Annotated in this window: 31 protein-coding genes; 11 read left to right on the forward strand and 20 right to left on the reverse strand. The window is 69.8% G+C overall.

From position 1 onward, the window contains the following. Positions 1-20: 20 nt before the first annotated feature. Entirely contained in the window at positions 21-509 is a 489-nt protein-coding gene (locus NL112_RS06440; protein WP_255151804.1) for a type IV pilin domain-containing protein, read from the reverse strand. 236 nt (positions 510-745) lie between these two features. After that, complete coding sequence (locus tag NL112_RS06445) at positions 746-2,134, reverse strand: signal recognition particle protein Srp54 (protein WP_255151805.1); 1,389 nt, start codon at positions 2,132-2,134, stop codon at positions 746-748. A 107-nt stretch (positions 2,135-2,241) separates the two neighbouring features. Here NL112_RS06445 and NL112_RS06450 point away from each other — a divergent pair, with 107 nt between their 5' ends. The 4 genes from NL112_RS06450 to ftsY all read left to right on the forward strand — a co-directional run bounded on the left by NL112_RS06450 (position 2,242) and on the right by ftsY (position 4,713). Continuing rightward, the gene (locus tag NL112_RS06450; protein ID WP_255151806.1) at positions 2,242-2,829 is read left to right on the forward strand and encodes a LysE family translocator; all 588 of its coding nucleotides are present in this window, start codon (positions 2,242-2,244) and stop codon (positions 2,827-2,829) included. 169 nt (positions 2,830-2,998) lie between these two features. Beyond that, positions 2,999-3,172, forward strand: coding sequence for a 50S ribosomal protein L18Ae (gene rpl18a / locus NL112_RS06455; RefSeq protein WP_255151808.1), 174 nt, complete (start codon positions 2,999-3,001; stop codon positions 3,170-3,172). Continuing rightward, positions 3,172-3,633, forward strand: coding sequence for a prefoldin subunit alpha (gene pfdA, locus NL112_RS06460; RefSeq protein WP_255151809.1), 462 nt, complete (start codon positions 3,172-3,174; stop codon positions 3,631-3,633). Before rpl18a ends, pfdA begins: the two co-directional genes overlap by 1 nt. A 6-nt stretch (positions 3,634-3,639) precedes the next feature. Further along, positions 3,640-4,713: a signal recognition particle-docking protein FtsY gene (gene ftsY / locus NL112_RS06465; protein ID WP_255151810.1), complete on the forward strand. Its 1,074-nt coding sequence runs from the start codon at positions 3,640-3,642 to the stop codon at positions 4,711-4,713. A 1-nt stretch (position 4,714) separates the two neighbouring features. Here ftsY and NL112_RS06470 read toward each other — a convergent pair whose 3' ends face one another. The 6 genes from NL112_RS06470 to thpR all read right to left on the reverse strand — a co-directional run bounded on the left by NL112_RS06470 (position 4,715) and on the right by thpR (position 7,959). Continuing rightward, the gene (locus tag NL112_RS06470) at positions 4,715-5,320 is read right to left on the reverse strand and encodes an HD domain-containing protein (protein WP_255151811.1); all 606 of its coding nucleotides are present in this window, start codon (positions 5,318-5,320) and stop codon (positions 4,715-4,717) included. A gap of 72 nt (positions 5,321-5,392) precedes the next feature. Next, on the reverse strand, positions 5,393-6,058 hold the full coding sequence (locus NL112_RS06475; RefSeq protein ID WP_255151812.1) for a translation initiation factor IF-6: 666 nt from the start codon (positions 6,056-6,058) through the stop codon (positions 5,393-5,395). 1 nt (position 6,059) lies between these two features. Beyond that, positions 6,060-6,335 carry a 50S ribosomal protein L31e gene (locus NL112_RS06480; RefSeq protein ID WP_255151813.1) on the reverse strand — a complete coding sequence of 92 codons (276 nt, stop codon included), beginning with the start codon at positions 6,333-6,335 and terminating at the stop codon, positions 6,060-6,062. Next, positions 6,332-6,484: a 50S ribosomal protein L39e gene (locus tag NL112_RS06485; protein WP_255151814.1), complete on the reverse strand. Its 153-nt coding sequence runs from the start codon at positions 6,482-6,484 to the stop codon at positions 6,332-6,334. Before NL112_RS06485 ends, NL112_RS06480 begins: the two co-directional genes overlap by 4 nt. A 58-nt stretch (positions 6,485-6,542) precedes the next feature. Then, complete coding sequence (locus NL112_RS06490) at positions 6,543-7,343, reverse strand: ZIP family metal transporter (protein ID WP_255151815.1); 801 nt, start codon at positions 7,341-7,343, stop codon at positions 6,543-6,545. 67 nt (positions 7,344-7,410) lie between these two features. Beyond that, complete coding sequence (gene thpR / locus NL112_RS06495) at positions 7,411-7,959, reverse strand: RNA 2',3'-cyclic phosphodiesterase (protein WP_255151816.1); 549 nt, start codon at positions 7,957-7,959, stop codon at positions 7,411-7,413. A 104-nt stretch (positions 7,960-8,063) separates the two neighbouring features. Here thpR and NL112_RS06500 point away from each other — a divergent pair, with 104 nt between their 5' ends. The 5 genes from NL112_RS06500 to NL112_RS06520 all read left to right on the forward strand — a co-directional run bounded on the left by NL112_RS06500 (position 8,064) and on the right by NL112_RS06520 (position 12,245). Continuing rightward, positions 8,064-8,204: a hypothetical protein gene (locus NL112_RS06500; protein ID WP_255151817.1), complete on the forward strand. Its 141-nt coding sequence runs from the start codon at positions 8,064-8,066 to the stop codon at positions 8,202-8,204. A 42-nt stretch (positions 8,205-8,246) separates the two neighbouring features. Then, positions 8,247-8,978, forward strand: a complete 732-nt coding sequence (locus NL112_RS06505; protein ID WP_255151818.1) for a tetratricopeptide repeat protein — start codon at positions 8,247-8,249, stop codon at positions 8,976-8,978. Continuing rightward, positions 8,978-9,268: a DUF424 domain-containing protein gene (locus NL112_RS06510; protein WP_255152582.1), complete on the forward strand. Its 291-nt coding sequence runs from the start codon at positions 8,978-8,980 to the stop codon at positions 9,266-9,268. Before NL112_RS06505 ends, NL112_RS06510 begins: the two co-directional genes overlap by 1 nt. A 69-nt stretch (positions 9,269-9,337) precedes the next feature. Beyond that, positions 9,338-11,077: a sensor histidine kinase gene (locus NL112_RS06515; RefSeq protein ID WP_255151819.1), complete on the forward strand. Its 1,740-nt coding sequence runs from the start codon at positions 9,338-9,340 to the stop codon at positions 11,075-11,077. Between the two features lie 58 nt (positions 11,078-11,135). Continuing rightward, entirely contained in the window at positions 11,136-12,245 is a 1,110-nt protein-coding gene (locus NL112_RS06520; protein ID WP_255151820.1) for a mandelate racemase/muconate lactonizing enzyme family protein, read from the forward strand. On the opposite strand, the gene NL112_RS06525 is transcribed toward NL112_RS06520, so the two are convergent. The 6 genes from NL112_RS06525 to NL112_RS06550 all read right to left on the reverse strand — a co-directional run bounded on the left by NL112_RS06525 (position 12,242) and on the right by NL112_RS06550 (position 18,930). Further along, a complete protein-coding gene (locus NL112_RS06525) occupies positions 12,242-13,606 on the reverse strand; it encodes an MFS transporter (protein ID WP_255151821.1) in 1,365 nt (454 codons plus the stop codon). The genes NL112_RS06520 and NL112_RS06525 overlap by 4 nt on opposite strands. A gap of 43 nt (positions 13,607-13,649) precedes the next feature. Then, a complete protein-coding gene (locus tag NL112_RS06530) occupies positions 13,650-13,814 on the reverse strand; it encodes a hypothetical protein (RefSeq protein WP_255151822.1) in 165 nt (54 codons plus the stop codon). Positions 13,815-13,852: 38 nt separating this feature from the next. Next, on the reverse strand, positions 13,853-15,064 hold the full coding sequence (locus tag NL112_RS06535) for a carboxypeptidase-like regulatory domain-containing protein (protein ID WP_255151823.1): 1,212 nt from the start codon (positions 15,062-15,064) through the stop codon (positions 13,853-13,855). Between the two features lie 26 nt (positions 15,065-15,090). Then, positions 15,091-16,488, reverse strand: a complete 1,398-nt coding sequence (locus NL112_RS06540; RefSeq protein WP_255151824.1) for a dihydrolipoyl dehydrogenase family protein — start codon at positions 16,486-16,488, stop codon at positions 15,091-15,093. A gap of 124 nt (positions 16,489-16,612) precedes the next feature. Next, positions 16,613-17,797, reverse strand: a complete 1,185-nt coding sequence (locus NL112_RS06545) for a hypothetical protein (protein ID WP_255151825.1) — start codon at positions 17,795-17,797, stop codon at positions 16,613-16,615. Positions 17,798-17,997: 200 nt separating this feature from the next. Beyond that, positions 17,998-18,930 (reverse strand): PfkB family carbohydrate kinase, encoded by a 933-nt coding sequence (locus NL112_RS06550; RefSeq protein ID WP_255151826.1) that lies wholly within the window; start codon positions 18,928-18,930, stop codon positions 17,998-18,000. A 120-nt stretch (positions 18,931-19,050) separates the two neighbouring features. Between NL112_RS06550 and NL112_RS06555 the strand changes: the two genes are divergently transcribed. Further along, positions 19,051-19,659 carry a hypothetical protein gene (locus NL112_RS06555; RefSeq protein ID WP_255151827.1) on the forward strand — a complete coding sequence of 203 codons (609 nt, stop codon included), beginning with the start codon at positions 19,051-19,053 and terminating at the stop codon, positions 19,657-19,659. Here NL112_RS06555 and NL112_RS06560 read toward each other — a convergent pair. From NL112_RS06560 to NL112_RS06575, 4 genes are all read right to left on the reverse strand, one after another. Beyond that, entirely contained in the window at positions 19,652-20,491 is an 840-nt protein-coding gene (locus NL112_RS06560; RefSeq protein ID WP_255151828.1) for an aldo/keto reductase, read from the reverse strand. The genes NL112_RS06555 and NL112_RS06560 overlap by 8 nt on opposite strands. A 132-nt stretch (positions 20,492-20,623) precedes the next feature. Continuing rightward, positions 20,624-21,328 carry a CAP domain-containing protein gene (locus NL112_RS06565; protein WP_255151829.1) on the reverse strand — a complete coding sequence of 235 codons (705 nt, stop codon included), beginning with the start codon at positions 21,326-21,328 and terminating at the stop codon, positions 20,624-20,626. A gap of 36 nt (positions 21,329-21,364) precedes the next feature. Then, the gene (locus tag NL112_RS06570) at positions 21,365-22,633 is read right to left on the reverse strand and encodes a Dyp-type peroxidase (protein ID WP_255151830.1); all 1,269 of its coding nucleotides are present in this window, start codon (positions 22,631-22,633) and stop codon (positions 21,365-21,367) included. After that, positions 22,633-23,679, reverse strand: a complete 1,047-nt coding sequence (locus tag NL112_RS06575) for a DUF7350 domain-containing protein (RefSeq protein ID WP_255151831.1) — start codon at positions 23,677-23,679, stop codon at positions 22,633-22,635. The genes NL112_RS06570 and NL112_RS06575 overlap by 1 nt, the downstream gene beginning before the upstream one ends. 108 nt (positions 23,680-23,787) lie before the next feature. On the opposite strand from NL112_RS06575, the gene NL112_RS06580 reads away from it, so the two are divergent. Next, positions 23,788-24,249, forward strand: a complete 462-nt coding sequence (locus NL112_RS06580; RefSeq protein WP_255151832.1) for a hypothetical protein — start codon at positions 23,788-23,790, stop codon at positions 24,247-24,249. A 6-nt stretch (positions 24,250-24,255) separates the two neighbouring features. On the opposite strand, the gene NL112_RS06585 is transcribed toward NL112_RS06580, so the two are convergent. Next, positions 24,256-24,753 carry a winged helix-turn-helix transcriptional regulator gene (locus tag NL112_RS06585; RefSeq protein WP_255151833.1) on the reverse strand — a complete coding sequence of 166 codons (498 nt, stop codon included), beginning with the start codon at positions 24,751-24,753 and terminating at the stop codon, positions 24,256-24,258. Beyond that, entirely contained in the window at positions 24,750-25,043 is a 294-nt protein-coding gene (locus NL112_RS06590; protein WP_255151834.1) for a DUF7471 family protein, read from the reverse strand. Before NL112_RS06590 ends, NL112_RS06585 begins: the two co-directional genes overlap by 4 nt. Positions 25,044-25,092: the final 49 nt, after the last annotated feature.

Genomic DNA, 25,092 nt, shown 5'->3' on the forward strand with positions numbered 1-25,092 from the left:
AGGGTCAGATGGAGTCAGGATTAGGGAACCTGACTGGAACCGATTGTATTCGAGGAGCCACCGCCCGGCGCAGACCAGACGACGCGGACGGTGTCGCCCGACGAGAAGTCGCTGTCAGTGTTCTCCGTTAGAACCAGCGTATCGCCGGTCGACACACTCTCGGGCCACGCATCGTCGCTACTGACAACGTAGGTGCCGCTGTCGGTCAGATCTTCGGCCGTGATACTCCCGACCTGGACGGTTATTTCACTCCGACTGAGGTCCTGTCCACCGTTGTGGGTTATGTCTATTGTCTCGCTCCCGGCCGAGTCGTCGTACGGGTCGTCCGGATACTCGAACTGGAAGTTGGCGTTCGGTGGGCTGGCCTGCACGTTCTGGCCGAGGCCGAGGACGAACGTGCCGATGACCGCGGCGAGGATGACCGTGATGGCGACCATGAGGATAACGCCGATGACGGGCGAGACGGCGTCCTCGTCGGCGAGCAACTGCTTGATGTCTGTGAGGTTCATGGGTGTTTCTCCAGCACTACCGCGGCGGCGGACGCGACGCTGGGCGTGGAGACGCCAGCGGGCGACCGCAGGAGCGGCATACCGGCGCGGTGGCCCGGTCGCGACCGGCCGGTTGGCGTGCCTTACCGGAGAATACGGTGGATGAGTAGATAACTGCGCCGATTGTGCGTGTGGGTTTAACGCACGGCAACGCGGACCGAACCGTCGCTTAACGTCGCGTTAACGGCGGGCCGGCGTCACCCGAACGGGCCCATACCGCCCATGCCGCCACCGCCGCCGCCACCGCCCTGCATCTTCTTCATCATGCGTTGCATGTCGCCGTCGCCCATCCCCTGGAACTGCTTCATCATCCTGTTCATCATCTTGTGCTGTTCGAGCAGTTCCCGGACCTGTTCCTCGCTGGTGCCGGAGCCGCGGGCGACCCGCTCTATCTGCGATTTCGAGATGGAGCGGGGGTTCTCAAGTTCGTCTTCGGTCATCGAGTCCATGATGACCTCGAACGCGCGGAGCCGTTCCTGGGTCACGTCCATCGCGTCGTCGGGTAGCTGGTCCTTGATGCCGCCGCCCAGCCCCGGAATCATGTCCATCACCTGGTCGAGCGGTCCCATGTTGTTCATCGCCTCCATCTGCTTGCGCATGTCGACGAGCGTGAACTCGCCTTGCATCAGGTCCTCGGGGTCCCAGTCCTCCTCGGTCTGCCCCGTCTCCTGCATCGCGCGCTCGACGCGCTCGGACAGTTGCTTGAGGTCGCCCATCCCGAGCAGTCGGGAGATGAACCCCGACGGCTCGAACCGCTCGATGTCCTGCACCTCCTCGCCGGTACCGAGGAACGCGATGGAGGAGTTCGTCTGGTCGACCGCGGCGAGCGCGCCGCCACCCTTCGCGGTCCCGTCGAGCTTGGTGATGGCGACGCCGTCGATGCCGACCGCGTCGCCGAACCGCTTCGCCTGCTCCTTCGCGCCCTGGCCGATTGCGGCGTCGAGCACCAGCAGGTTCCGGTCGGGGTTCACGACTTGCTCTATCTCCTCCAACTCGGAGATGAGTTCGTCCTCCAGCGCGTGACGGCCCGCGGTGTCGACGATGAGCACGTCCACGTCCGAGAGTTCCTCCATCCCCGTGCGGGCGATGTCGACGGGGTCGTCGTTGTCGGGGTTGCCGTAGAACTCCACTTCCGCGCGCTCGCACATCTGCTTGGCCTGGTCGTACGCGCCGGGCCGGAACGTGTCGGTCTGGATGACGCCCGGTCGGAGGCCCTTTTTGGAGAACCACCACGCCATCTTCGCGGCGGTGGTCGTCTTCCCCGACCCCTGTAGGCCGGCGAGCATGATGGTCTGTTCCTCGAGCGGGAGGTCGGTCGACTCCCCGATGAGGTCGACCATCTCCTCGTAGACGATTTTGAGGACGTGGTCGCGCGCGGAGGTTCCTCCCGGCGGGTCCTCGTTCAGGGCGCGCTCCCGGATGTTGCCCGACAGCTCCATCACGAGGTCGACGTCGACGTCGGCCTGCAGTAGCGACCGCTGAATCTCCTTGACTATCTCCTCGACGTCCTCCTCGTCGATGCGGGACTTCCCGCGGAGTTTGTCGAGGGAGCCCCGAAGCGAGGTTCCCAGGTCGTCGAGTACCATTTGCTCGGTGTAGGCCGCCGACACGGTAAACGCTTTTCCGTCGAAAGCGTGGCGCGAACCGTCGCCGCCACCGTCGCGTTTACGCCCCCGGGCGCGAACCCGGGCGTATGGTCGAGGCCACCCTCCTGGCGTACGTCGTCGCGGCGGTGGCGCTCATCCTCACGCCCGGCCCCGACACCGCGTTCGTGCTCGCGCAGTCCGTGGGCGGCGGCCGCACGGCGGGCGTCCGCGCGGCCCTCGGCGTCGCGGCGGGCGTGCTGGTCCACACCGTCGCCGCCACCGTCGGCCTCGCGGCCCTCCTGCGCGCGTCGGCGGTGGCGTACGACGCCGTCGCGCTCGTCGGCGCCGCGTACCTCGTCTATCTCGGCGTCGACATCCTCCGCTCGGGCGAGTTCGAGATGGACGGTGCCGCGCCCTCCGGCGGCTTCCGTCGAGGGCTGGTCACGAACGTCCTCAATCCGAAGGTGGCGCTGTTCTTCCTCGCTTTTCTCCCGCAGTTCGGCACCGGGCTCGAACTCCTGCCGCTCGGTGGGCTGTACGCGGCCATTACGGCAGTCTACCTCGGCGGGCTGGCGGCGCTGTCGGGGCGGGCGCGCGCGGCCATCGAGCGGCCGGGCGTCCGGCGCTGGCTCCGGCGGGTCGCCGGCGGGACGACCATCGCGCTCGGGGCACTGGCCGCACGCGAGGCGCTTTGAACCGGTGGGTCGGCGCCGGCGGGCGAAACGAGCGCGGTTCACGGCGCGGTGACGCCGCGTCGACGGTGCAGACGCGGGTGTCTCCGGCCAGGCTCTACCGAGCGCAGGGGGCCGCTCGTGGAAAGAGTGGTTCGGAAGGTTCTTTCATCTCGGGCGACGGTGTTTCGGTATGAGTGAGTTTACGGTGAGCGGCCGGTTCCAGGCTCGCGACGGCTGGCAGGAGTTCCAGAAGGTCATCGACGCGCCCAACGAGGACGTGGCGCTCGAACACGCGTACGCGCAGTTCGGCTCCCAGCACGGGCTGAAGCGCACGCAGGTCGAGGTCAACGGGGTGTCCGCCTGATGGGACAGCCGCCCGAGATGCAGGAGATGCAACAGCAGATTCAGGCGCTCGAGGAGGAGAAACAGGAGCTCGAGGCACAGATCGAGGAGCTCCGTCAGGAGCAGACCGAGATGGACGAGGCCATCGAGGCGCTCGACACTCTGGAGACGGGCTCCATCGTACAGGTGCCGCTCGGCGGCGGCGCGTACGTCCGCGCCGAGGTCGAGGACATCGACGAGGTCATCGTCTCGCTCGGCGGCGGCTACGCCGCGGAACACGAGCAGGACGACGCCGTCGACACCCTCGAAGACAAGAAGGACGCCGTCGACAACCGCATCTCCGAGGTGCAGGAGGAGATAAGCGAGGTCGAGGAGGAGACGGCCGAACTCGAGCAGAAGGCCCAGCAGATGCAACAGCAGCAGATGCAGATGATGCAACAGCAGATGGGCCAGATGCAGGGCGACGAGGGTGACGACGAGTAACGCGCGATGTTCGACTCGCTGAAGGACAAGCTGGGCCGGTTCAAGGACGACGTCGAGGAGAGCGCCGAGGAGGCCGAGGGTGAGGCCGCCGAGGACGAGGTCTCATCCGAGGCGGCCGCGGAGACGACGGAACCGGCCGATACCGACCCGGAGCCCGCCGAGGCCGAGACGGAGTCGGCGGACGCGGGTGAGGACGCGAGCCTCACCGAGCGGGCGAAGATGTTCGCCACCGGGCAGAAGAAGATAACCGAGGAGGAACTGGAGGAGCCGCTCGAACAGCTCGAGATGGCGCTCCTGCAGGGCGACGTGGAGATGAGCGTCGCCAGCGCCATCGTCGAGAATCTCCGCGAGGAGCTCGTCGGGCAGACCGCCGCGCAGGTGAAGACCGGCGAAATCGTCGTCGAGGAGGCCATCGGCGACGCCCTGTACGACGTCATCAGCGTCGGCCAGTTCGACTTCGACGAGCGAATCGCGGCCGCCGAGAAACCGGTGACGCTCATCTTCACCGGCGTCAACGGCGTCGGCAAGACGACGACCATCGCCAAGCTCGGCAAGTACCTCGAGGACCGCGGCTACGACGTGGTGCTGGCCAACGGCGACACCTACCGGGCGGGCGCCAACGAGCAGCTCCAGAAGCACGCGGACAACCTCGACCTGAAGCTCATCAGCCACGAGCAGGGCGGCGACCCGGCGGCGGTCATCTACGACGCCGTCGAGTACGCCGACGCGAACGACGCGGACGTGGTGCTCGGTGACACGGCCGGTCGGCTCCACACCTCCAACGACCTGATGGCGCAACTGGAGAAGATAGACCGCGTCGTCGACCCGGACATGACGCTGTTCGTCGACGAAGCCGTGGCGGGCCAGGACGCGACCAACCGCGCCAAGCAGTTCAACGACGCCGCCGAGATAGACGGCGTCGTGTTGACGAAGGCCGACGCCGACTCGCAGGGCGGCGCGGCCGTCTCAATCGCGTTCGTCACCGGCAAGCCGATACTGTTCCTGGGGGTCGGCCAGGGGTACGACCACCTCGAGAAGTTCGATCCACAGGAGATAGTCGACCGCATCGTCGGGGCCTGACTTACAGTTTCACGTCCCGGCCGAGTTCCGCCCCGTAGGCGGCCGTGACGCGCTCGAACAGCGCCTCGCCCACCGCGGTCCTGAACCGGGGAGCGGCGGTGGCGAAGAACTCGTCGAGATGCTCGTACTCGGTGAACGCGTCGTTCTCCTCGTCGGGGTCGTAGCGGTCGCCCCGCTCGTACGCGAGCGCCTGCAGGCAGTTGTCGAGAAGGTCCATGTCCTTCACGAACCGCGCCGTCGCCGTCTCTCGGGCCTCGTACGCCTCCCACAGCGCCAGCAGTTCGTCGCCGAACGGGTCGAGCATGTCCGTGACGGCGTCGCGTTCGGCCGCGACTTTCTCGTCGTTGCCGGTCGTCTGCTCGCCCGGTTCGGCGCGGGTCGCCACGTCGCCGGTGCGGGCCTCGCCCAGGTCGTGGAGCAGGGCCATCTCGACCGCACGGGCGCGGTCGACGCCCGCGTCGTCGGCATAGAGGAGACACAGCGTCGCCACGCTCCAGGTGTGGGCCGCCACCGACTCCGGGTTCTCGATACCGCGCAGGACCCAGCCGGTTCGGCGCTCGTCTTTCAACTCCAGGGCTTCGAGGAGGGCGTCGAGTTCGGCGGGCATCGACTCGGAGGTGCGACTCGGTGAAGTTGAGACTGTCGAGTCGGTGTGAACGGGGCCGGGGCCGGAGGACGGTCAGTCGATGTAGCCCAGGGCGTCCTCGATGCGCCCGAGTTCCGGCCCGGTGGTGTCCTGTCCGCAGACGTAGCCGTACGAGTTGGCCACCAGCCCTGACCCGACGAGCGGGCCGCCGTAGTTGATGGTGCCGATGTCGGCGAAGACGTCGAGGTGGGCTTCGAGCGCGTCGAGTTCGTCGTCGGTCGCCTTCGGGTGACAGAGCACGCCCGCGTTGGTAGCGACGGCGGCCGTCCCGACGGTCTTGACGCCCGCGATGTCGCCCCGCTGGACGGGCACGCCGAGGGCGTCCTCGACGGCCTGCACCGCTTTCCGGGAGAGGTCCGGGTGGACGTACGCGCCGTAGTCGTTGGCGAGGACGACGTTGCCGGCGGCGTTGATGCGGCCCGGCAACTCGTGGACCGACAGCTCCGTCGTGTCGGCGATGCGCTCGCGTTCGGTGTCGCGCACCCGCGATGAGACGAGCAAACCGTTCTCGTTGCCGACGGCGAGCGCCCCGACGGTGCCGGAGCCGGCGACGGTGGTGGGGCAGGCGGCGACCTCTAGCTCGTCGGCGAACGCCTCGCGGAGGTCGTCGTCGACGTCCGGGCGGACCAACAGTACGTCGTCCGTGGCCCGGGCGTAGACGCCGACGTACGACGAGCCGGAGAGTGCCGCGCGAAGCACGTCAGGCCGTCTCTGCTTCGACGACCGTCTCGCCCTCCTCGTCGAAGCGGGCCGCACGGACGCGGAGTTTGGACGGCGGCTTCGACCGGCCGCGCTCCCAGACCGCCTCGTTGATGGAGGGGTCGAGGCGGACGTCGTCTCCGTCGACCGAGAAGTGCTGTGCGAGGTGCTCGCGGACGAGGCTCATCGCCTTGTCGGCGCGCTCGTGGCTGGCTTCCGCCTTGGCGTCGCGTAGCGGCACCGTCACGACGCGCTCCTCGAAGTCGCTGGCGCTCATTCGTCCGTGTTACTCCGGCGCCAGTTGCGGCGCTTCGGGTTGCGCATCGTGTCGCGGTCCGTCTTCATGATGACCCACGCCGGGACGCGGCTGTTCTGTCGCTCCAGCTTCGCGAGACGCTTCTTCTGTGCCTTCGACTTCTTGCCCATAGTGGTCGCCCGTTCTACCGCCGCACATTTATCCCTGTCCTTTCAGCGCGGCGGCCGGCTACACGACGGCGAGCAACCCCAGCATCGCCGCCCCGCCGAGCGTGAACCCGCCCGCGAGTTCGCCGTAGCCGTTGCCCGCGAGCGGCTTCCCCACCGCCAGCGCCTCGGGGATGAACTCGCTGGCGACGAGATACAGCATCGCCCCCGCCGCGAACCCGAACCCGGCCGGCAACAGCGGCTCGGCGAGGCGGACGAACCCGAAGGCGATGACCGCACCGATGGGCTGGGGGAGACTCGAGAACACCGACCAGCCGACCATCCGCCACTCGGAGACGCCCATCGAGCGGAGCGGGATGGAGATGGCGACGCCCTCGGGGACGTTGTGGATGGAGATGGCGACGGTCATCGCCACCGCCAACGCCGGCACCGTGAACCCGGCGACGGCCACGCCGGCGGCGAGATTCAACTCCGCGAAGGCGACGCCGATGGCGATTCCCTCCGGGAACGAGTGGACGGTCAACACCCCCAGGATGAGCACGAGTTTCTTGAAGTCGGCCTCCTCGTACTGCTTCGGGTCGATGTCCGCGTCCATCAGCACGTCGTGGGCGACGACGACGAGCAGGACCCCCGCGAGCAGGCCGGCGCCGACGGCGACGGGCGACCCGGCGTTCAGCCCCTCCGGTACGAGACCGACCACCGAGGCGACGGCCATGATGCCCGAGGCGACCCCCCACAGCGCGACGTTGAGACGGTCGCTCACCTCTTCGACGACGAAAAAGGGGAGGGCGCCGACGCCGGTCGCGAGCGCCGTGATGAACCCCGCGACGAACACCAACGCGTAGGCGCCCACCTCGACCATGTCCGCGCTACGGCCCAGCCCCGGTAATACCTATCGGATTTTGAACAGGTTTAGGCCGGCCGAAACGTCACAGCGGGAACGCCTCGTACGTCTCGTACTCGGGACCGTCGTCGGTCAGGACGCTCTCGGTCAGCCGAATCTCCTCGACGTCGAGGCGGCCGGCGTCGGGGTCCCGCTCGGTGACGGCTTCCCTGACGGCGTCTTTGCTCCGGGCGTCGTTCATCCGCGCGAGCGTGACGTGGGGCGTGAACTCGTGGTCCTCGGGGTCGAAACCGAGCGCGGTGGTGCGGGCCTCGATAGCCTCGTGGAGGCGGGTCACCTGCTCGCCACCCTCGCGGACGCCCAGCCACACGACGGAGATGTAGTCGAGCGAGGGAAACACGCCGTAGCCGCCGAACGCGGCCGTGAACGGCGTCACCTCGGCGTCCTCGACTGCCCGCTCGAGCGCCTCGCAGACGGCGTCCAGGCGGTCGTCGTCGACGTCGCCGAGGAACTTCAGCGTCACGTGGGCCTGTGCGGGGTCGACCGGGTTCAGGCCGGGCGCCCGGAACGGTTCCTGGACCCGCGCTATCTCGTCGGCGAGGCCGTCGAGGTCGACGGAGACGAACGCGCGCATACCCCGTCTTGGGTCCTCCGGGGTAAGGCTCCCACGGAGATTTGGGTGAGATGCAGGACGGAGTTCGCACAAGACCCATACGTGTCGGTGCCCCGGACCCGAGTATGCCACTGGAAGACGACCCCGACGCGGACTCGTCGGCCGACGTGGCCGACGTGGTCGTGGGCGACGGGGAGATACTCGTCTACGACACCGACGTGCAGGCGGCGTGGCTCCAGGGTGAGGCCGTCGAGGTCCGGCAGTGACGGCCCGTAGCCCTTAACCGTCCTTGCGGCCAACCCCGATGTATGACCGACGAGCGCGACGACCACCAGTTCTCCGAGGGCCAGGGGTTCGACGACCCCCACGAGGGGTTCGACCTCGACCCGCCGGAACTCGACGTCGACCCCGGGAAGGTCGACCCCGTGGACTCCCGGGTCGTCGCTGACACACTCGACACGCGACAGATAGCCAGCGAGGAGGTGGACGCCGAGGAACTGCTCGACGTTGGCCTGTCGTACATGGGTATCAACCGCTACGAGCAGGCCGTCGACGCGTTCCAGCGCGTCGCCCAGTTCGCCGAGGACGACCGCATCGAGCAGGAGGCGTGGACGAACAAGGGGGCGGCCCACGCGGAACTGGAGGAGCACCAGCAGGCCATCGAGGCCTACCGGGAGGCCATCCACCTCGACGAGGAGAGCGACCACGCCGCCACCGCTCACACGAACCTCGCGTACGCGCTGTGGGAAGCCGGCCGGAGCGAGCAGGCGCTGGAACACGCCGAGCGCGCCGTCGAGATAGACTCCCGGTTCGGACAGGCGTGGTACAACCGCGGCTTCTTCCTGCTGGAGCGGGGGCTCGCGGAGGACGCCCTCGACGCGTTCGACAACGCCGTCCGGCTCGGCTACCGGTCGCCGGAACTGCTCGAGGAGAAGGCCATCGCCCACGAGGAACTCGGGGAAGACGAGCGCGCCGAGGAGCTCGCAGAGGAGGCCGAGGAGATGCGCGAGCGCGCGGAAGCGGAGTTCGTCGGGGAATGATGCTGTTGTCCGAACGGGAGACGCCCGAGGGGCGGCTGGTCGCCGTCGCGGACGCCGACACCCTCGGCGAGACGTTCGAGAACGGCGAGGTGTCGCTGACGGTCGACTCCGGCTTCTACGACGGCGAGGAGGCCACCGCCGAAGAGGTGACGTCGGCGCTGGCCCGCTGTAGCGTCGCCAACCTCGTCGGCGAGGAGGCGGTCGGTGTCGCCGTCGAGGCCGGCTTCGTCGAGGAAGGGAACGTCCTCGAGGTCGGCGAAACGCGCCACGCCCAGTATCTCCGACTGTAGCGGCTCGCCGAACTGAAACCGACTCAACCTTTTTCAACGCGAAGCGGTCTACTGTCGGTGGTTGCCGGCATGGAATCGGTTCCGTCCGTCCTGCTGGGGGCCACCGTCGGCTACCTCGCCGCCGGGGTGACGGCAGCGGGACTCGGCTGGCAGGCGGTCCGTAGCCGCGCGAACACCACCACCCGGCTGTTCGCCGCGACGATGGCCGCCATCGTCGTCTGGTCGCTGGCGTACGTCGCCCGCCTGTTCGCGGGGACGGTCGACGCGGCGCTGGCCTGGACCGTCGTCGCGTACTTCGGCATCACCACCGCTCCCGTCGGGTTCGTCCTGTTCGCGTGTAGCTACGCCGGCTACGACCGCTACGTGACCACCGACACCGCCGCACTGCTGTTGCTCGTTCCGGCGGGGACGCTGGCCGCGCTCGTCTCCTCGCCGCTGTTCGGCCTCCACTACGCGAGCTACGAACTCGTCACGACCGGGGGCATCGAGGTGCTGATGCGGAACGCCGGCCCCTGGTTCTGGGTCCACACCGCGTACAGCTACCTGCTGCTCTTGGTGGGCACGGCCCTGCTCGTCAACGTCGCCGTCACCTACCGCGACGTCCACCGGGTCCAGGCCGGGGAACTCGTCGTCGGTGCGCTGGTCCCCTGGGTCGTCAACGCCGCCCTCGTGTTCGGACTGCGGCCGCATCCGACGCTCGATCTCACCCCCGTCGCGTTCGCCGCCGGGAGCGTGTTCATCGCGCTCGCCGTCTCCGACGTCCCGCTGACGGACGTGACGCCGGTGGCCCGGAGCGCCGTCGTCGACGCGATGCACGACAGCGTGGTCGTCGTCGACGACGACGTCGTCATCGACGCCAACGACGCCGCCCGGGCACTTCTGGGTCGGCCGCTGGTGGGCCGGTCCGTCGATGCGGTGCTCCCCGGCCCCCTGCGCGAGGCCGACGCGGAGCCGCGACTGGTCGAGTTATCCGCCGAGCGGCTCCCGCCGTTGAGAAGGGTCGGGCGGCCGGAACCGGGCGCGTCCACCCACGCGGCGACCCGGTGGCTCCGGGTCCAGCGGGTCCACGTCGAGGCGGACGTCGACGCCCTGCTGGTGAGCGACGCCACGGAACTCGAGCGGAACCGCCAGCGGCTCGAACGGCAAAACGAGCGGTTAGAGGAGTTCACCGCCGCCGCCGCCCACGACCTGCGGAACCCGCTGAACGTCATCGAGGGGTACACCGATGTCGCTCGTGGGCAGGCCGACGAGGCGGTGGTCGAACATCTCGACCGCATCGAATCGTCGGCCAAGCGGATGCACAACCTCGTCGAGGACCTCCTCTCGCTGGGCCAGCGCGCCCGCCTCGTCGAGGAGGTGGACGAACTCGACCTCCAGTCGGTCGCCGAGCGAGCATGGCACGACGTCGCCACGGAGGAGGCCGAACTGGTCGTCCGGTCGGCGACGGTGTACGGCGACGACGCCCGGCTCCAGCAACTGTTCGAGAACCTGTTCCGCAACGCCGTCGAACACGCCGGTCCGAGCGTCACCGTCCGTGTCGACGGCCTGTCCGACGGGTTCTACGTCGAGGACGACGGCCCCGGTATCCCGACCGGCGAGCGGGAGTCCGTGTTCGACTACGGCTACTCGACGGCCGACGGCGGCGCCGGGTTCGGGCTCTCGGTCGTCCGTATCATCGCGGACGCCCACGGCTGGAGCGTCGGCGTCTCCGAGGGCCGGGCCGGCGGCGCCCGGTTCGAGTTCACCGGCGTCCGGACGCAACCTCCCGCGACGGACCGCTGGCGGAGCGTCGGGGCGGCCGACGACTGATAAAGGGCCGTCCCGCCGGGGCCGAACCTATTTGCTGGCTCGGCTCCGGCCCTCGCGCATGCAGATAACCGGCGTCAACCAGTACCACCTCGACTCACCGGTCGAGGGCGACGCGTTCTACCCGACGTGGATACCCGGCTACCCCCAGACGACCCACGAACTCGAACTGTTCGAGATAGAGACCGACGAGGGCATCACCGGCTACGGCGCCTCCCCCTCCTTCGCCGGCGGCCTCGACTACGAGGACCCGCTGTCGCTGTTCCTGCTCGGCGAGGACCCACACGACGTGGACGGCATCCTCCGGAAACTGGAGACGGTGAACCTCGTCGGCCCCCGCCCGTGGCATATCGAACTCGCGCTGTGGGACATCATCGGCAAGGACGCCGGCAAGCCGGTCTACGAACTGTTCGGCGCCGAGCGGGCCGAGATTCCCTGTTACGCCTCCACGGGCGAGCGCCAGCCGGCCGACGAGCGCATCCCCTACGTCGAACAGCGGGTCGAGGAGGGGTTCGAGGCCGTCAAGCTCCGGGTCACGGAGGTCGACGACATCGAGACGGTCCGCGCGGTGCGGGAGGCGTTCCCCGACCTGACGCTGATGGTCGACGCCAACAAGGGGTGGGCCGTCCGCGTGATGGAGGACGAAGTCGAGTGGTCGTTCTCCGATGCGCTGGAGTTCTGCCGCGGCCTCGAGGACGTCGGCGGCATCGCGTGGCTCGAAGAGCCCCTGCCGCGCCACGACTACGACAGCTACGCGCGGCTCCGCGAGAAGACGGACGTGCCCATCGCTGGCGGGGAGTTCAACAACGGCCGCCACCAGTTCCGCGAGTTCATCGAGCACGGCTCGCTGGACGTCCTCCAGCCGGACGCGGCGCTCGCGACGGGCATCCAGCGGGCCGTCGACGTGGCCCGCACCGCCCAGTCGCACGGCCTGCGGTTCGTCCCCCACACCTGGACGAACGCCGTCGGCTTCGCGGCGAACCTCCACGTCACCACCGCCGTCGGTGGCGACTGGGTGGAGTACCCGATGGAACCGCCGTGGACGCCCGACGTCTGGTCGTTCATGCTGGAGGAGTCGTTCGAGCACGACGACGGCTACATCGCGGCGCCCGACGCCCCCGGACTGGGCATCACCATCCCCGAGGAGGTGCTCGCCGCGGCCGACGACTAACCCCGGACCGCGTCGAACTCCTCGCCGACGACCAGAAACAGCAGGACGCCGACGACGCCGACGGCCGACGCCGTCCCGAACGCGACGACGGGCGAGACGGCGTACAGCGCCCCGCCGACGACGGCCGAGGGGACCGTGACGACGTTGCGGACGAGGTAGTACGACCCCGTGACGCGGCCGCCGGCGTCCCGCTCGGCGGGGCCGACGATGAGCGCCTTGTGGGCCGGCAGTCCCGCGAACCTGAGCCCCGAGAAGGCGAACAGCGCCACGAGCACCGCGCTCGGCGGGACCCGCACACCGGCGACGGTGACGGCGTCGGCCGGCGCCGAAATCAGGAGCGCCGGGAACACCGCGTAGACCGCGAAGCCGAGCGCGACCACCGGCTTGAGGCCGACCCGCGAGGTGAGCCGCGAGACGGGCACCATCGACAGGAGGGCGACGGCCATCTCGATGGCGAGCAGGACGCCGAAGAACGCTTCCGGCGACAACTCGCCGACGACGGGAAGCGTGACGCCGACGCCGAGGTAGTCGCTGACGACGACGACGAAGAACACGTACACCATCCCGTTGGCGAACCGGACGAGCGTGTCGCCGACGAGCAGTGGCGGCAACTGCTCGGGCATCGCCCGCAGGTCGCCGACCACGTCGCGCAGGCTCTCGGCCGACTTCCCGATGGAGTCGGCGCCCGCGTCGTACAGCAGGTGCTGGGCGACGGTGCCGAGCAGGGCGACCACCGCGGCCGCGCCGAGCACCAGCCGGAACCCCACCTCGAACTCGTAGACGGCGAGCGCCGCCGCCACGAGCAGGGGCCCGACGAGGAAGGCGAGCCGTCGGACCGTCTCGGTGGCGGCGAACCCCGTCGCCAGCCGCTCGGGTTCGACGGACTGTTTCACGACGGCGAACGTCGCGCCTAGCCCGAACGACTTCCAGCACTGCACCAGGAACAGGCCGACGAACAGGCCGACCGGGAAGGCGAGTTCCGGCACCCAGAGGGGGCCGACGGCCACCGCGGGCGTGCGGAGCAGGCCGAACGCGCCGGCGAACGCCCACACCGCGAACCCGACGGCCGACAGCAGGCCGAACAGCGTGAGCGCTCGTCGGGAGCCGATGCGGTCGGAGATGACGCCGCCCGGGTACGGGTACACCGCGGCGACGAGGTTGCCGAGCGAGCCGAAGATGCCGACGACGACGGGGCCAGCGCCCAGCACGAACAGGTACTCGGCCATGTACTGGTTCGTCCCCTGGTAGCCCAGCGAGAATGCGAACATCGCCACCGAGAGCACGAGCACGTCGCGTTCGAGCGCGAGATACCCCCTGAGCGTCGCCAGCGGGCTCTCCTCGGCGTCGACGGCGTCGGTCATGTGCGGGAGTCGAAGCGGGGGCTCACGGCGGTTGCTATGTGGGCTATATATCCTCCTCGTCGTCGCGCTCCTCGGCGGCGCGTTCCAGCATCACGCGTTCGAGCCACGCCTCCTTCGAGCGCCAGCGGAGCCAGTTCACGACCGAGAACAGCGCCAGGAACGCGAGCACGGCCAGCGTGACCGGGTCGGTCGACAGACCCCACGGCATACGCACGGGTGGGAGCTACAGCGGGATAAACGGTGTCGTCAGCGCCGGGACAGCAGGGCGACGCCCGCGAGCGCGAGCAGTGCCAGTACCGCCGTCACGGGCGTGAACCCGGGTAGCGGCACCTGTGGGCCTCCCGGCGTGGCCGAGGCTGTCGGCGTCGCGGACGGCGAGGCGGTCGGCGTCGAGTCGTCGACTGCGACGCCGTCGACGACGACGCCCGGACTCGTCACGCCGTTCCGGCCGGCGGTGATGGTGTGCTCGCCTGCCTCCTGAATGAGGAACCGCGCCTGGCCGTCGCCGTCGGTGGTGGCGACCTGGTCGCCGTCGAGCGAGACCGTCGCGTTCGCCACGGGTTCGCCGTAGGCGTTCGTCACCGTCACCGACAGGCGCTCGCCGACGACGATGCGCTCGTTGGCCGGGTCGACCGAGAGGTTCCGCTCGCGCTGGATGGTGAGCGTCTTCGTTCCGGTGCTGGCGTCCGTCCCGAAGAAGTACCGCGAGGCGTTCGTCGTGTAGCCGTCCTTCGTCGCCGACACCTGGTAGCGGCTGTTCACCGGGAGGGTGAACGTGACGGTGCCCTGGGTGGTCCGCTGGGTGCCGATGGTGTCTATCTGGACGCGGGCGTCCGGCACCGTCTGCGGCGGATCGAAGTGGTCGTCCAGCACCTCGAACTCGACGTTGACCGTGCCGGTCCGCATCTCGATGTTCGTCGTGGTGTCTGCACCCACGTCGACGCGGGTCGCGTTCCGGTAGTAGCCGCTCTTGAACGTCCGCACGAAGTAGTTCCCCTGCTCGATGACGGGCGTCGTGTAGCGGCCGTCGGGGCCGGTCCGTCCCTCGACGATGGTCTCGCCGTCGCGCCGGAGCGTCACCAGCGCGTCCTCGACGGCGCCCTCGGTGTCGCTCACGCGGAGCGTGAACTGCCCCTTGGGGGCGACCTCGACGGTCACGTCGCCGCCCTGCGCGTTCTCGACGAGTATCGGCGTGTTCCGGATGTACTCGTCGCTCTCGGCGCCGAGACGCACGTCGGCGCCCCGCGGCACGTCGACGAACGCCTTCCCGTTGCTCGCGGTCGTCGTCGTCCGCGAACCGCCGTCCCACGTCGCGTTGATGGTCGCACCGCCGACCGTGTCGCCCGACCCGGTCTCGACGGTAACTGTCAGCGTGACGCTCTCCTGTCCGGCGGCAGGGGCCACGCCGGCGACCACCGACACGAGCAGGACGGCCACGAGGAGGAGATGGCGTCGCATATCCAACTACTCACCGTCGTCGTACGTTAGTCTGTTGGCTCCGTGGAATGAACCTCGCTGGCGGCCTCGCGTACCAGTCCGTCGAGTATCTCGGGCGTCGTCGGATGGTACGCCCGGTCGGGTATCTCGCGGACGTCGAGCCCCATCTCGACGGCTATCTGCATCGTCTTGGCCATCACGTCCGCGTGGTAGTGGAGCCCCTGCCAGCCCAGCACCGTCCCGTCGGTCCCGACGACCAGCGACGCCCGGCCCTCCGGCACCGCCTTCGTCTTGAACACGCCGTCGTCGGCCGCCTCCCGGCTGACGTGGACGAACGCCTCGTCCGCCGATTCGGCGGCGGCCTTCGAGTGGCCGACCCGCGCGTACGGGAGCGCGCCCAGTCCCGAGAACACGACGTGGTGGTGAACGTTCTCGTAGGCGTCGAGTTCCTCGTCCGCGTCGTGAGCGAGCACGTTGTCGGCCGCGACGCCGCCCTGCTCCTTGGCGACGTGGAGGATGGGTTCGCGACCGTTGGCGTCGCCCACCACGAACACCCGGTCGTCGTCGCGGGCCTGCATCGTGTCGCGCACCCACCCCTCGCCCGTCTCGATGCCCGCGGCCTCCAGGTCAAGCCCGTCGACGTTCGGCCGGCGGCCGGTGAACAGATACAGGGCCTCCGCGTCGACGGCCTCGCCCGTGTCGAGATGCATCCGGACGCCCTCGTCGGTGGGTTCGACCCGCCGTTCGCGGGCGTTCGTCACCACGTCCACGTCGAACTGCTCGCGGTAGTAGTCCAGCAGGGCGTCGCCGAACGCGGGGTCGGCCTCGTCGAGCGGCCGGTCGTCGTGCTCGATTACGGTGAGGTCGACGCCGCCCACCTCCGAGAGGTAGGGAACGAGTTCGAGGCCGACGTAGCCGAACCCCATCACGACCGCGGAGTCGGGGAACTCAGTGGCGTCGAGCACCTCGGCGCTCGTGTGGAACGGCACGTCGTCGAGGCCGTCGAGGTCGGGGACGTTCGGGACGGAGCCGGTTGCGACGACGACGTAGTCGGCGCTGTACGTCTCGCCGCCGGCCGCGACGGTGCCCTCGTCGACGAACCGCGCGGACTCGCGGACGAACTCCACGTCGTCGCGGTCCGCGAGCTTGTGGACCGCCTTCCGGCGGTGGGTCGCCCAGTTCGCGGTGTGGTCGTCCTTGCGTTCGACGGTCCGCTCGACGTCGACCGACGGCGGCTCCGCCAGCCGGTCGTCGTGGCGTGCCAGAAAGCGATGCTCGCCGGCCGACAGCAGTTCCTTCGACGGCATACAGCCCCGGAGGATGCACAGCCCGCCACCGGGGTCGCCGTCGTCGAACAGCGTCAGTTCCACGTCGGGAGCCTCGGCCAGCCGCTCCGCGACGACGACGCCCGCGCTCCCGTACGCGCCGATGACGATGACGTCCATGCCCGGAGTCTCGCGCGGCGACGGTTTATCCGTTGGCCCCGCGCCCCGGGGTCGCCACACGCACGGCTCGCCGGGCGGAGCGTCGAAGAAGGGAAAACGGGTCGAAACGTCCGGTTGGCGTGCGTTACAGCTTGGCGCGGGCGTACAGCGCCGCGCCGATGGCCGCGATGGCCGCGAGGACACCGAAGCCGGGGCCGCCGTCGCCGGTCGGGCTGGTGTCGGCGTCGCCGCCGTCATCGCCGGCGGAGCTGTCGTCCGCGGACTGGACCGACATCTGCCGCTCGGAGAAGTGGTTGACGCCGACCACGACGTCGGAGGAGGCCTGCGCCGACGACGACGAGCGGACGAGGTACTTCGAGGTGTCGCCGCCGTTCGTCGCGGATTTCACTTCGGAGTACGAGGATGCCTGCGCGGCGGCCTCACCGTCGACGTACACCTCGGCGTTCTCCGCGTTGTTCAGCGCCGCCTCGGAGGCGCTGACGATGACGACCTTCCCCTGGCTCTGGGCGCGCTCGACGGTCATGTTGACGTGGCTCTGCGACTTGGAGGTCACCTCGACGGTGGTCTCCTGCCCGTAGTTGACCACGTTGGTCGTCCGCTGTTCGCCGTCGCTTCCGGACTCGGCGGCCTGCTGGTAGTAGACTTCGGCGGTCGCCTTGCCTTCGGCGATGAGCTGTTCCTGCTGTTTCTCGGAGTCGGAGCGCTCCTCGTTGTACTGCCGGTAGACGAGGTCGGCACCCTGCTGGAGTTCGGCGGAGACGTGGCCCTCCTCGTTGACGGTCACGTCACCCTCGCCGACGACGATGAAGGTGCCCGTCGCACCGTCGTCGCCGGTGACGACGACGCGGTTCTCACCGGCCGCCTCGGCCTCGGAGCCCGAGGAGACGTTCGCTCGCACGTACTGGCTGTTCTCGCTGGCCGTCACGACCATGATACCGCGGTCGTTGTCGTTGGCCTTGATGGTGGCACCGCTCTCGGACTCGACCGTGGCCGTCGTGGAGGCCGACCCCTCGAAGTTCGACGCCACCGAGAGCCCGGCCGCCTCGAAGTTCGTCACGGCCGTCAGGTCGATGTCGCTCGTGAGACCGCCGCTCGACTCGGCCTCGCTGGTCGACTGGACCGCGACCGAATCGACGACGGTCTTCTGGTTGACACTGTAGTCCGCTACCGCGTCCCCGTTCGCCTGGAACGAGACGTACGTCCCGCTGTACGCCTCGGCGTCCTGTGTCGCGCCGACTGCCGCGGCGGTCGCCGGCCCGACGGCCGAAACGACCAGCAGCAGCGTCGCCGCGAGTGCTTTCACGTTCATCGCATTTGAGTCGTCCCAAGCGCGACATATAAGCCTCGTGGGCATTTTGGGTGTGTTTCGCACACTCTCGAACGAATCGAATATACTGTCTCAGGGGCTCTACTACCCGAAATGTTGTTCGGGGTGTCGTTCGAGGGTCAAAACCCGTCAGGAGACGGTACTTTATTAGTGGGGCACGGACGCGACGGACGCGCCGCCGGTCACCCGTCGGTCACAGCCTCGGCCGCGCGGTCCAGTTCGGCCCGCGAGAACGACGCCAGCGGCCCGGCGACGGAGCCGGCCAGCGCGCGTGCGGCGGTGCCGTAGCGGAGCGCCGTCTCCACGTCCGTGCCCTCCACCCGCCGCGCGAGGAACGCTCCGACCAGCGCCTCGGTCGCGCCCGCCGTGTCGACGGTGTCGGTATCGAGGGTGGGGAACTCGTAGACGGTGGCGCCGTGCCACGCCACGGTCGTCCGGTCGCGGGCGAGCACGACCGTCTCGAAGCCGTGCTCGCTTGCGAGCGCGTGGGCGACCTGTTTCGGTTCGCCGTCGCGTTCCAGCACCGTCGCCACGTCGGTCTCGGTGGCGACGAACAGGTCGACCGCCGGGAAGAACCCCGTCAGCGCCTCGCGGGCGTCGTCGGGGGTCCACTGGTCGGGACGGTAGCCGAGGCCGAAGGCGGTGGTCGCGCCGCCGTCGCTCGCCGCCCGGAGGAACCGTGCGGCCGCTTCGGCGGCGGCGGTCGAACAGCCTGGCACCGCTCCCGTGACGTAGGTGCAGTCGGCCCGCTCGACGGCGTCCAGCGGGAGCGCTCCTTCCTCGACGCCCGCGAACGCGCTGTGGCCCCGGTCGCTCACCGTCGTCGTCTCGCGGACGCCGGTGCCGCGCTCGTGGAACGCAAGCGACTGGCGACCCTCGCGGTAGGTGGCCCGCACGTCGACGTCGTGGGCCCGCAGGTCACGGGCCGCGCGTCGGCCGAGCGGGCCGTCAGCGAGGACGGTCGCGTGGGTCGTCTCGACGCCGGTCGCGCGGGCCGCGACGGCGGCGTTGCTCTCGGGGCCGGTCGCGTGGGCGTCGAACCGGTCGGCGGTCGCCAGCCGGTCGCCGTCGGGCGGGGAGAGCCGAAGCGCTGTCTCCCCGAACGTGAGTAACATACCGCTGGCTGGGGGCGGGAGGGGTTTAGTCCTAGCTCCGGACACAGCGCGTCGACCGCACCGACGACGCCCGTCTGACGCGGTTTGAAGGCCGACGGCGTCGAAGCGGGCCGTCCGACGATGGCTCGCCGCTCCCTGTCGGGGTCGCTCGGCGCTCGGTCGCGGGACCCGCCGGACCGCCTCGCGCGGTTCGTCGACGGGGCCCGTGCCGCCCGCCGCGCCGACGACGCGGCGCTGTCGACGCTCGCCGACCGCGTCCGCGGCTTCGGCTGTCCGGCCGGGGACATGCGACTCGCCTACGGCTGGCGGGCGGCCGTCCTCACTGCCGCCGTCGTCGCGCTTCTGGCCGGTCTCGTCTCTCGGGTCCTGCTCACCGGGCTGTTCGTCGCGTACGTCACGGACGGCGTCGTCGCGGTGACGGCGTTCAACGTCGGCGTGACGCTGGTGGCGACGCTTCTGGTCGGCCTCGCCCGGGCCCAGCGGTTCAGACTCGGCGTTTACCACCGTCTCGCGCCGGTGCGGCGACGCCTCGCCCGCCGCGTAGCGCGGTGGCGACGGGCCGCGCGCCTGCGCCGGCGTCACCGCCGCGCCCGTCTCGCCTACCGCTGTCGCCGGACCGTCGCCGCCGCCCGGGAACGGCTCCGGGCGGTGCGCCGCCGACACCGGCACCGGCGCCGTCGGCCCGGGTCGGCGCTCGCCGCCGTCCTGTCGCTCGCCCGGTTCAGGTGAGTCGGCTCATCTCCTCGTCGGTCAACTCGATGTCGGCGGCGGCGACGTTGGCCTCGAGGTGGTCGATGCTGGAGGTGCCCGGTATCGGGAGCGTCACGTCCGAGTGCTGGAGGAGCCACGCCAGCGCTATCTGGTGGACGGTGGCGTCGTGGGCGTCCGCCACGTCCTCGATGCCCTCCACCTCGGAGAGGTCGCCCGCCGCCAGCGGGAAGTAGGGGATGAAGCCGATGTCGTACTCCTCGCACGCCTCCAGCACGCGCCGACCGTCGCCGTCGACGCGGTCGGTGTCGCGGGTCTTGACGTTGTAGTGGTTCTGGACCGTCGCCACCTCGACGTGGTCGCGGGCCGTCTCCAGTTGCTCGGCGGAGACGTTCGAGAGGCCGACGTGCTTCACGAACCCGTCGTCCTTCAGCTCCGCGAACGCCTGCACGCTCGCCTCGAAGTCGGTGTCGGGGTCGACCGTGTGCAACTGGTAGAGGTCGATGGTGTCGACGCCGAGCCGGTCCCGTGAGACGAGCACCTGATTGCGGATGTAGTCGGGGTCACAGTGGGGGAGCCAGTTGCCGCCCGACTCCCGGAGCAGTCCCGCCTTCGTCGCCACGAACGCCTCCTCGGGCGCGCCAGCCTCCCGGAGCAGGCGCTCGGAGACGCCCGGCCCGTAGGAGTCGGCGGTGTCCACGAGGTTCACGCCGAGGTCGAGCGCGCGCCGCACCACCGCCCGCGCGTTCTCCTCGTCGTCCGGCCGGCCGATGATGTCGTCGCCGGTGATGCGCATCGCGCCGAAGCCGAGTCGATTGACGGTGTCCGTCCCGCCGATGTCGAACGTGTCCATACCCGCGGGTCGGGCGCCGCGGACAAATACTCCCGGCACGGCGAACCCGGGTTCCCCCTCTGTGCCTCCGCGAGGCGCGGCCACGTCGCGCCGACGCGGTTCCACCGCGACGAGGGAGGTGCAAAAAGTGGGTCAGCAGAAGTCCTGGGTCACGTACACGCCGCCGTCCTCGTCGACCACGATGCCGATGCCCTGCTTCGTGTGGTCGGCGTCGAGAAGCGCCGCCCGATGGCCGGGCGAGCCGAGCCACGCGCGCACGACGGCGTCGGCCAGCGCCGCCTCGCTCACCCGGAGCGCGCCGTTGGGCGTGAAGTAGACGTTCTCGCCGCCGCGGCAGTCGATGCCGGCCGCCGCGTACCGGTCCGCGACGGTGGTGCCGTCCGGCCACGTGTGGTTCACGAACCCAGCGGTGGCCATCCGCTGGCTGTGGGTCTCCGCGACGGCCGCCAGTTCGGGGTCGTATCCCAGCGGGTCGAGCCCCCGCTCCGTGCGGGCGTCGTTGGCCCCCTGCGCGACGAGCCGTTCCGTACGCTCGGCGTCGATGCCGGCCGTCGGGACGCCCACGGCGGCGAACGCGGCCATCGCGGCGACGGCGACGACGGCGACGAGCAGGACGCCGACCGCGAGCCGTCGCGGGTTCGACAACTCCGGCAGGCCGGTTCCGGCGCTCGCGCGGCCGGCGTCGGGGTCCGTGTACCAGCGGCGGGCGGCGTCATCTCTGACGCCGGGGCAGTCGTGCGCGTCCGGGGGGCGGTGTTCCTCGCAGACCGGCCGCGCACAGTGGGGGCAGGCGTCGCTGACCGACGCCTCGGCGCCGCAGACGGAACACTCGGCCACGCTCACCGTTGGGGTGCGAGCGGGAAAACGGAACCGCTACTGGGGGTCGGGAAGCGCGCGCTTCGAGGTGGGGGGAAGCAGGTAGTTGCCGCGCCGGCGGACGAACGTGTACTCGAGGATACCGTTGTTGACCCGCTGGCGGACCGCGGGGTTCTCGGTGAGGTCCTCGCCGTTCATCGCCTCGCGCGTCTCCACGAAGTCGCTGATCTCGCGGTGGACCGCGAGGAAGTGGAGGCCGGCCTCGCCGCCGTCCGTCGAGTCGAAGTCGCGCCGCAGGATGATGGGCGAGTCGTCCTCGCGGGCGTTCGTCGCCATCTTCTGGGAGTGGCCGACGCGGCCGTAGTCGCGGGCCGACTCCTCGGGTGCGGGGCAGTCGCTCATCCCGGAGTCGTCGCCCAGCGACTCGCCGGTTCCCTCGACTTTCCCGGACTCGGCGTGGGCCGGACAGAACATCTCCGCGACGCGGGTGTCGTGGTCCTGCTCGCCGTACCAGTCGTCGAGCCGTAGGCGTATCTTCGAGAGGTGCTGGGTCGTCCCGTCCGCGAAGGGGCCCTCCTGGATGGTAACGCGCTCCTCGCTGGCCTGGTTCTTCTCGAAGCCGGACTTGAATCCCATGTAGAGGGGTGCGTCCTCCGGGACTGGGTCGCCGTCGGGGATGCCCTCGACGTCCTGGTTCTCCGCGGGCAGGCCCGCGCCGATGAACCCGGTGCGGCGCTCCCGGCGCTCGAGTACGCCGTCGAACGAGGCGGCCATCTCGACGCCGTTGGCCTGCTCGCGGTTGCCCACCAGCGCCTCCTCGGCTTCCAGCACGACCGGCGCGTGGTCGCTGGCGAGGTGGACGACGAGGTCGGGGTCGTCGAGTGCGGGGTCCTCGAACGGCGACAGCGCCTCCGGTTTCGGCAGGTCGACCGAGTCGGACAGGTCGGCGTCGAACCGCTCGAAGTAGTACGGCGAGTAGCCCGCGGTGACGAGCAGGCCCTCGTTCGACCACTCGTAGGCGCGGTTGAGGCCGTCGAGCGCCTCCCCGACCTGCGTGCGGTCGCTCTCGGTCGGCGGACCGTCGTGCGTCAAATCGAACAGCGCGGCGACGTGGTGGCGCGGCGCGACGACGTTGCCGTGCTGGTCGCGCTCGAGGACTTCGTTCCACGCGTGCTGGCGCTCGGGGACGGCCGAGAGGTCTCCCTCCGGGACGTCGGGACCGCCGCCCAGCCGCTCGGTGCAGGCCGACAGCGCGCTCGCGCCGCCGATGGCGACGGCGGCCTTCATGAACTCCCGTCGCGTGCGCTCGGTGCGTCGTTCCACCATCAGACGCTCACCTCCACGGGGTCGAACTGCATGAACGCCGTCTCGTACCCCTCGTGGCGGGCGACCTGCGGGGGAGTGGTGACCCGGAGTTCGAGTTCGTCGCCCGACTCGATGTCGACGCCGGCGCCGTAGTGGTAGCCGAGGTCGGGGTCGAGCGTACGGGTGAGCGCCCCGTCGTGGACGGTCTCGCCGTCGCGGGTCACCGTCGCCTCCATCGCCATCGCGGGAATCACCATCCGGTTGTAGGGGGTTCGCGCCGAGACCGCGAGGTAGCCGTCGCCGTCGACTCCCTCGGGCGGCGCGTCGAGCGACGCGACCACCAGTTTCGCGTCGCCGGTGGTCGCGGTGGCCGCCACCTCACCGGGCAACTCCTCTTCCGTCGGAGCAAAGCCCATCGGCATCCCCATCTCCATTGGCTCGACGGCCGCCCGGTTGCCGGCCCTGTCGGGAGTTCGCTCGTACTTGAGTTCGTTGAGCGCCGACTCGGAGAACTCGAACGGGATGGTCGCGTTCGTGGCGTCCTCGAACCGGCCTTGGAACGCGCCCGTCCGGCGGGTGGAGACGCCGCCGACGCTGACGGTCACGTCGTAGGTGCCGTCGCCGGACAGCGGGAAGTTCGCGCCGTAGTGGAACCCCATCGGCTGGGAGAGCATCGGGTAGATGACTTCCTGGGTGACGAGGTCGTCGTCCTGCGAAATCTCGATGGACAGCCCCGTCTCCGGGAGCACCTGCTTCGTCTCGGCGTCCCAGACGGTCGCCATCAGGTGGACGCTGTCCTCGTCGTCGATCTCGGTCAGCGATGTCTCGGTGCCGTTGACGTTCCAGAACCGGTGGGGGTACGAGTACATCAGCGCGAATCGGTACGCGCCGCTCTTGCCCATGCCGGCCATCTCCATCCCCTCGACGTGGGTGGGGAAGTAGACGGCGTCCGGCCGGTCCTCCAGCACGGGTGGGGCACCCACCGGCTCCGTCACGAGACCCGTACAGCCGGCAAGCGCCGCGGTGCCGGCGCCAAGTCCCGCCCGGAGCACGTCGCGTCGTCGCATACCCGTCCTAGTCGAGTCACGCGAAAAGGGGTTCTGGTACGACCGTCGAACGAGTTCGAGAATCGCGCCAGAACCCGTATACTGTGGTCCTGCGTCGCCCCGGACGCGATGTCGAACGACGACGCGACGCGACGAGCGGTACTGCGAACGACCACCGGCCTCGGTGCCGCGGCGCTCGGTCTCGGTTCGCTGTCCGGGTCGGCGACGGCCCACTACCCCGAGGAACTCGACGTCGAGGTGAACCCCGGTTTCGACGGCCGCATCGACCTCGCTGGCGAGCGGTTCGCCGTCAGGGTGGCTCCGAACGAGGAGCACGACCCGACCGGGGAGATGCCGGGGCCACACTACAACCACACGCACTACCGGGCGGGGACGGCCGACGCCGTCGCCACGGGCCCGCGACCGGAGTACGCCTACCGCGGGCTGTTCCACGACGGCTCCGTTCTGCTGACGTTCCCGCTGGCCGACACCGGTATCACGACGGCCACGGACACCGTCCGGCTCCGGTGGGAGCGACACGTCGGCGGGAGCCACGGGCTCTCGGGCACGGACGAGGTGACCGTCGAGTAGCCGCGGCTACTCCTCTAGTAGCGCGTCGACCAGCCGGGTGAACCGGTCCACGAGCCGCCCCGGGAGGGTCGGCTCCGCGCGGTCGAGCAGTTCGGCCGTCCGTTCGGGCTGTGCGAGCACGAGATGCACCCGTCCGGAGCGGTAGCGCTTCTCGACGAGTTCCTGCTCGACGAGTCGGTCGAGATGCCACGACAGCGTCGAGCGCGCGATGCCGGCGCGCTCGGCCGTTTCGCCGGCCGACAGGGGCCCGTCCGCCATCAGCACGCTCACGACGTCGGCCGCGGTCTCCCGTCTGAGAAGCGCGAGCGCCCCCCGGTCCCACGCGTCGTAGTCGTCGGGGAAGTAGTGGGTCTGCCCGTAGAGGTCGGCGGCGACCACGTCGAGTTTCTTGAGGTGGTACTGCACCTGTCCGGGCGCGAGGTCCAGCGCCCGGACGAGTTCGCTGAAGTGGACGCCCGGGTCGCGGCGGACGTGGGCGGCGATGCGCTCGCGCGTCTCGCTCACTCAGGACCACCCCGCGCCTGTCGGGCGGTGTAGACGGCCGCGATGACGAGCCCCGCCATCACCACGTCCAGGGCGTGTTCGAGCGTGTGGTGGGTCGCATCGGGGAACACCCCCCACATCAGCGCGACCCCGACCGCCGTCCGCGCGAGCAGGGTCGCCAGCGCCAGCGTCACCAGCAGGTACGGCACCGACTGCCGCTGGACGAGCGCCGCCAGCGCCACGCCGACGATGCCGGCCGCACACAGCCCCGCGACGGCGAGCACCACGGCCAGCAGGAGGTCGTTGCTCACGCCGTTCCATCACCTCCGTGTCGGGACCGCACGCGGATAAGCCGAGCGC

The sequence above is a fragment of the Halorarius halobius genome (assembly GCF_024298865.1).
GTDB lineage: Archaea > Halobacteriota > Halobacteria > Halobacteriales > Haloarculaceae > Halorarius > Halorarius halobius.